This is a genomic window from Desulfurococcus sp., from assembly GCF_049970475.1.
Lineage (GTDB): Archaea > Thermoproteota > Thermoprotei_A > Sulfolobales > Desulfurococcaceae > Desulfurococcus > Desulfurococcus amylolyticus.
Window position 1 is genome coordinate 1 of record NZ_JBMFMW010000064.1, and the last position, 6,614, is coordinate 6,614.

9 protein-coding genes are annotated in these 6,614 nt (G+C 43.4%); 5 read left to right on the forward strand and 4 right to left on the reverse strand.

Annotated elements, in window-relative coordinates; all coding sequences use genetic code 11:
* The 3 genes from ACP5N5_RS04895 to ACP5N5_RS04905 all read right to left on the reverse strand — a co-directional run.
* The coding region (locus ACP5N5_RS04895; RefSeq protein WP_428133464.1) for a YkgJ family cysteine cluster protein at positions 1-356 on the reverse strand (356 nt) is incomplete at its 3' end.
* A 6-nt stretch (positions 357-362) separates the two neighbouring features.
* Positions 363-536, reverse strand: coding sequence for a hypothetical protein (locus ACP5N5_RS04900; protein WP_428133475.1), 174 nt, complete (start codon positions 534-536; stop codon positions 363-365).
* A gap of 44 nt (positions 537-580) precedes the next feature.
* A complete protein-coding gene (locus tag ACP5N5_RS04905; RefSeq protein WP_428133466.1) occupies positions 581-1,213 on the reverse strand; it encodes a hypothetical protein in 633 nt (210 codons plus the stop codon).
* A 91-nt stretch (positions 1,214-1,304) separates the two neighbouring features.
* Here ACP5N5_RS04905 and ACP5N5_RS04910 point away from each other — a divergent pair, with 91 nt between their 5' ends.
* The 3 genes from ACP5N5_RS04910 to ACP5N5_RS04920 all read left to right on the forward strand — a co-directional run bounded on the left by ACP5N5_RS04910 (position 1,305) and on the right by ACP5N5_RS04920 (position 4,663).
* Positions 1,305-2,285 (forward strand): helix-turn-helix transcriptional regulator, encoded by a 981-nt coding sequence (locus ACP5N5_RS04910; RefSeq protein WP_232216773.1) that lies wholly within the window; start codon positions 1,305-1,307, stop codon positions 2,283-2,285.
* Entirely contained in the window at positions 2,282-2,809 is a 528-nt protein-coding gene (locus tag ACP5N5_RS04915) for a hypothetical protein (protein WP_012608567.1), read from the forward strand. The genes ACP5N5_RS04910 and ACP5N5_RS04915 overlap by 4 nt, the downstream gene beginning before the upstream one ends.
* A 708-nt stretch (positions 2,810-3,517) precedes the next feature.
* Positions 3,518-4,663: a DNA primase gene (locus ACP5N5_RS04920; protein ID WP_276814187.1), complete on the forward strand. Its 1,146-nt coding sequence runs from the start codon at positions 3,518-3,520 to the stop codon at positions 4,661-4,663.
* Here ACP5N5_RS04920 and ACP5N5_RS04925 read toward each other — a convergent pair.
* Positions 4,578-5,831 carry a hypothetical protein gene (locus tag ACP5N5_RS04925; RefSeq protein ID WP_428133470.1) on the reverse strand — a complete coding sequence of 418 codons (1,254 nt, stop codon included), beginning with the start codon at positions 5,829-5,831 and terminating at the stop codon, positions 4,578-4,580. The two genes, ACP5N5_RS04920 and ACP5N5_RS04925, sit on opposite strands and share 86 nt — an antisense overlap.
* Before the next feature lie 60 nt (positions 5,832-5,891).
* Here ACP5N5_RS04925 and ACP5N5_RS04930 point away from each other — a divergent pair, with 60 nt between their 5' ends.
* The gene (locus ACP5N5_RS04930) at positions 5,892-6,260 is read left to right on the forward strand and encodes a GNAT family N-acetyltransferase (protein WP_428133472.1); all 369 of its coding nucleotides are present in this window, start codon (positions 5,892-5,894) and stop codon (positions 6,258-6,260) included.
* Positions 6,244-6,516, forward strand: a complete 273-nt coding sequence (locus ACP5N5_RS04935; RefSeq protein ID WP_276814183.1) for a MoaD/ThiS family protein — start codon at positions 6,244-6,246, stop codon at positions 6,514-6,516. The genes ACP5N5_RS04930 and ACP5N5_RS04935 overlap by 17 nt, the downstream gene beginning before the upstream one ends.
* Positions 6,517-6,614: the final 98 nt, after the last annotated feature.

A 6,614-nucleotide genomic window follows, 5' to 3' on the forward strand; every position in this document is an offset into this window, starting at 1 on the left:
GGGCATATTCTTGAGACATACATCTTATCCTTTATCGAGGGGGAGATGGGTATGAAAGGGAATAGCCTGCATCTCCTCGGCCTAGCCGGGTAGATACTACATGTCGGCAAGCTGTTACTGGTTTGGAGAAATACGCATCTATTGTTGATGCCTCTTAAAACAGGTATGGGGATTTGATCGGCTATAACAGCGTAGATATATCTGCCAACCAGGCTCCTCCACTCTGTGTTAAGGAACCTGGCTATTCTACATATATCGAAGGCTGTTAAAGCCACATTAGGCCCGCTGCCGCAGCAGGTGCCGCTCCTGATACACTTATACCTTATCCTCTCCCCTCTCGAGACTATGCGCTCCAATATGGATTACCCACATAATCCTTTAAGTGGGCATCTAGCACAAGTGCTGCAACCGTTTGTTAAACTATATATTATTTCTTCATCGGCGTCGTCGAGTATCACGCCCGGGATGAATCGGTACTCCTTCTCTTTCTCCTTGTTCTTCATTATTTCCCCACCACTACTCTCTGCCATAATCAATTGGTTTTAACCCTATTATAACTTGTTTATACAGCGGGCCACCTTTAAGATCGGTTGACACGGGTTTCAAGGGTTAAAACGTGTCTAAACGGTGAGTTATCGGGTACTATATGTAGCCAATCGTCTTCATTGATGTATCCACGTGTTATCGCCACCTCACCTAAATCGCTGTTGATTATGCATGTATCGTCCTTAACCGATCCAAGGCTTTCACAGGCATCTAAGACTGGTTTCATTAACCCCTCTCTTAAACCTGTTTGTAAAAGCAACCAGTCTTCTAACCTTCCTTCTACATAGCTGCCTCCACTGGTGTATGGCTTCAGGTAGAATTTAAACACCATGGTGTTAACTATGTCGAGGGATAGCGGTCTTAAGCCAGTCTCTAAGAGAATATAAGTGCCTATTCCACCGTAGAATGACGCGTTTAATGAGAGATCCATCACGATGTTACCGGTCGATTTAATGCCATCTGCAATGCTTCTACATATATCGAGGCATCTCTTATACCATTGAGGCTCACGTATATTTGTCACAGTCCTCCATGCATCGCCCCTTCTGAGTATTGATACCCTGTAGTTGAGTATTGGTAACACCGACCACCCCTTATACCCCCTGTACGTAAAGGTTCCTAGGATTACTGTAAGCGGGCAACTATATAGCTCGCTGTACATCCACATGGTTTACAACCTTTATACCACTATTTCACTAGAGATGATGTTTAATAATTATTAACCTAACTTTATTATAGGAAAAACAACGGTGTTTAACATGTTTACCTGGAGAGGTTTAAACCCATACCTGTTACTGCTGCTAGTACTCTGCATGCTCACTGGTTTAACCCATGTAGTGCTGGGTACGCAGCAGGGGATCGAGAGTGTCGAGTACGTTGTTTTCTACAACCCGATCGAGGGGACAGGGATTCTCAGTGTCTCGATCACTATGTCGCTCACGCCTGGTGAGATAGGTAATGTGGATCTGCCCATCAAGATATTCAGCGACGCCTCCCTCTACTTCTTTAACTACACTATGAATCCTCCAACAGGTTCTCTGGTGGTAAATTACGATGATAACAGTGGGGTTGCATCACTCCTCGTATCCAATGCTTCGACGGTGACGCTGTATTTCACGGTCAGTAACTTAACTGAGGAAGCCTCGATAGGTTCTTATACAGCGACGCTGGATTTACTGGATTATGCCAGTGGAGCAGTGAACGTATCCGTGGAGATATACTTGACCGGAATATATGACGTCATAATAGACTCCTACCCTAGGGTATCTGGTTACAGTATTCAGACGTTAACTAATACAACAGTGATCCGAACACATGATCCAGCGATATATTTCATAGTGTTGAAGATACCCGTGAACACTGCATCCCCTTCCTCCACTCAATTCAATCTATTAAACTTACTGTTCCCCTTACTACTAATACTAATAACAGTAGTCGCGATAGTGATCATTGTTCTAAGGTGGAGGAGGACCAGTATAGGTAGAATCGAGAAGGTCGATGTCTTAAATGATCCCGTTTCGAGAAGCATATTAAGGGCCCTAGGTGAGGCTGGAGACGCTGGATTAACTCAGGCCGAGATAACGAATAAGACCGGGATACCTAAGTCAAGTGTGAGCAGAAGGATAAGGAGACTCGAGGAAGAGGGATTCATAACAGTTGCTAGGACTGGTAAATATAATTACTTAAGACTAACAGATAAGGGTAAGGAAGCATATAGGAGAATAGTGGAGAAAAAATGAGGGAGCCCAGACCCCTTTACGGCATGGGTTTCTTCCATGTATTGGAATCAGGCTGGATCAATGAAGTGGTGATTTTCGATTACCACGACCCGGATCACTACTACCATGGTTTAACAAGCGATGAGCTAGCGGAGGAAAAAGAAGCACTGGCTAAAAACATGCAGTTCTACCTTGACATGGAGGAGGTTAAACTCAACGGTAAGCCGTGTTTTCCAAGAGTTATAGGTGTCGACATAGGTTTTAGAGGTAGCATTGAATACCCATATATAGTCTTCATAATTGTGTTTAAAGGAGAGTTGAAACCAGGTGTAAACGTGTTCGAGGATATCTACGAGGAGGAAACGGTTGAATATGGCTATAGAGTATACTGGATGCTCCCTGAAACGGGTAGATTCATCGAGGCTGATCTAGGGGTTCCATATGTTATAACCAGTGGGGGCAGGCTACTGGTATTCAACGTGGAACCCGGTGTAAAAGTAAGAGGCTATGAGAAAATAGTTTTCGAGGTTAAAAGAATTAAATAGCCTGTTGCAGGTTCTAAATACTTTCTGAATTCCTTGTAGATATTTTGGATGTGTTTATTCTCTTGGTTTCTTTACTCATTTTTCTTGATGACTATTACTTTTACTTTTCCCCCGTGTGGTTTCTTCAGTTTCCCCCGGTGTTCTCTGGATGGGTATACTGGGTGTTTACACCTGATTTAACTATCTTCCCCCTCAAACACATATACCCTGGTCAGGGAGCCCATCCAGGGTGACCCAGCGTCTAAAAACTTATAAACCTGTATACTCCTACTATTACTGCTGGCTGAGAGCTGTACAAGCGTATGCGGGGGTGCCCGGGACCACCCCAAATCGCTCCCCCAGTGAACAATGAAGCCCGAGGAAGGGGGAGAGCAAGAAATAAGGGGATGAAGTAATTAAAAATATCTACAAGCGATCACAAATATCCACTAGACCCGAACCCTCAGTAGGTATAGGTCTACAACGCGGGAATGATGTATGGGGACCTCTATTGAAAATAGGGGTCGTCTGAAGAGTGATGTGGGGCCAAAGCGCTGAGCCCGCCTCCTATATATTTTATTTATGGTGATGAGTACGCTATCGGATGAACCGTGATTAAAACAGACCCCTCTGAAGAAACATATATGCCCAAAACATGTTCACATTTTACAATAATATAACCACGATTATATCTCTCGGTATTTATACAACTAGGTAAAGGGAGGTAGAATGGCTCACATAGACTTGATTAAATACCCCTTTGTAGCTGGCCCCAGCGACTTTAGTCCAAGTAGGTTTGGATTACCTCGGGACACTGATTCCTCAACGATTATATCGATAATCATTAGAGGCGCCCTCGACAGGCTTCGCGAAATATTTCCATTAGTTCTCACAGATATTCTCTCAGAGAGAATGCGGGTTAACACGAAGATTTTCATGGATGAATATGAGAGTATTGCATGTTATAAGCTTCTTCTAGCGGTGGCTAAATCCATCGGGGATAGGAAACTAATTAATAGGATTGCCCTAGCATACGCTAAGTCAGCGAGGAGAAGTCTCTTCAAAGAGGATGACTCCGTCATCCTCTCCATAGCATCAAAAATAGGTCTCCACCTAGTGTACGTCGAGAATCCACCTGCGCTCCCGGTATTCACTAATAATGTTGGCGGGGGGAAGAATAGGGCTAGAGGTGCATTCTTACCGCTTAACTATTCCCTCCCGGTGATAGAGTTCACGGGGATCGTGGCGGAGAGGCTTTCACAGGACCCTGCATACTCTTTAGAGAATAATGTTGTCTCGGAGGGGAAGGTTTATATGAATAAGAGAATGATTCTGAGAATCCTTGAGGAAGCGGTGATCAAGCATATAATCACTGATGCTGCGTCTATGGATATTAGTTCGCTGAATATACCTCTCCAGGATTTCATTGATAAGGCCAGGGAGAAACTAGTAGATGCCGGGTGGTTTAAATCCATCACTGCGAGAGGAACCATGGAAACCAGTGAAGTAGGCGGCCTGATCACCGAAGCCCTTCCACCATGTATATCTAGGATAATTAGTATTGTTGAGTCAGGAGGGAACCCGAGTCATGAGGAGAGATTTAACCTTGCAGCATTTCTAGCTAATATAGGTCTCGACGTGGATTCTATACTGGAGTATTTCAGGAAGACACCGGATTTCAATGAGAAAATAGCCAGGTACCAAGTAGAGCATATCTCGGGTATGAAGGGTAGTAGGAAGAAGTACATGCCTTACAGCTGTGAGAAAATGAAGTCTACGAATATATGTCCTATAAGTGATAGGTGCAAGGGCGGCAGGAACCCGTTGTCTGTATACAGGTATAATTTGAAGCATGGCTTAAAGCGGGAAAGATGACATCATAGTACTCCTTGATGAGCCAGTTGATCACGGAATATACTATATATAAGACCGCGGAGACAGTCATTATAGTGAAAATAATCGAATCCATGCCCGGCTGTATATACTTAGGGGGTACTCCCTTCTCGCTCGCCACCGGGCTTCCCCCTGTATTCATGGGATTACTTAGATTAAACCATAGGATTTTACACGGGGTCTTCATACTATAATATATGGTTAATCCGTTGATCGTGGAATACCTGAATAACTCTATATTAGAGCTGATGTTCACCAGAGGGTCAAATGGACCGGCCTCTATGAAACAGTATGTGGGTTCATCGAATAATATAGTTATGGAGTTGTTTGTTGAATTTATGCGGGGGATATCATTTGAATTACCCAATGAGTTCAGATACACCAATATGATGCTGGGAGTGGTCGAGGAGTTCAGAGGTCTTAAATCTATTACCTCTCTTTTTACGATATCATAGAATATATCCTGGTAATTATTCAGCATCAACGTTAATGAGTAGAAGAAGACATCACCCTCGGGGCTTCTATTATTATATACTTGCGTATAGTATATTACTATCCCTGATAAGGGCTCGTAATATAGACTCCAGAAGCTCGAGTATATGGTGTGATTAAGCGTTAAGAAGGGGTTACCGCCTACCAAGTGCACTGTATCCACGTCTAGCCTCGTGATACCTGTCATGGTACCTGTCTTAGATATGTTATCCAGGGCTATCTCACCATTCCTGATGAATAAAACCAGTGGTGGATTAATACACTCATCCCCTTGTAGCTCAATACTATTACTCCATGAACCCAGTTTTTTTATCCAGTTTTCTGGTAGCTGTGTCGACCCTGTTACAGATACTATGTAAATGTGTATACTGCACGCGTAAGGTGTTAGCTCAGGGTGTGTAAACGAGATGTTTTCCTCAACCTTATATGTTATTGAAAGTGAAACTGGGCTTGAAATATTGAGGCCTATGACGTCTTTAATGGATTTACCCATGAGAGATAACTCTATAACCCCCTCGTAGATAAGGGTCTTCACCACTAGATTACCGATGCTTCCCTGTGCCATGGGGATTATAAGTAATAGTATGGCTAGTACACTGATCACGCTACAGGCTATTCTAGGCGTCTCAACCACCATTAGTATATTAACTGTAACCAAGACTATTATGGCTTATTGTTTTAAGGATTGCCCTAGATAATAGTGTTAGGGTGACCTAGTTTGAACGGGGAAGAATATGAAATAAGCCATACATCTACAGTGATATATACTAGACTACCAGATGGGAGCAAGGCATATATAAGGTACAGCGTTGAAAACAACGTCATGAAGCTTATATCCACGTATACTCCTCCCCAGCACAGAGGTAGGGGTATAGCGGGGAAGCTCATGAAGTATGCTGTAAAACTAGCCAGGGAGAATAAGTGGCTTATAGAGCCGATTTGCAGCTATGCCGTATACTTCTTCATGAAGAACCCCGGGGAAAGAGATGTATTACTGGAGAAATACAGGGAGTTAAGTGACGAAGAATGGAGAAGGCTACATGAGGAAGCATTAGCAAGGGAGAGAAGCAATGAAGGTGAGAGTTAGATACATGCTTTGGTTGGAGAGTAAGGCAGGCACTAGGGAGGAGGTTATAGAGTTGAATAAAGGGAGTACTCTAAGAGGACTCCTGGAGATTGTTAGCGAGAGGCATCCAGGGTTAGCTAAGTATATTAGTGAATTACTGCAGGGTACATCGCAGATTATAGTACTACATAATTCGAAGACTCCTGGAAAAGGCCTTGACACAGTCCTAATGGATATGGATACAGTTGTCTTAATGCCCCCTGTATCAGGTGGTTGAGGGAATATTTTTAAATCACTTAGCCTATGACTATCTGGATAGATGTGTTTACGGGTGTTAGACTTGAGGATACCCAAGGTCATAATAACGTACTGCCC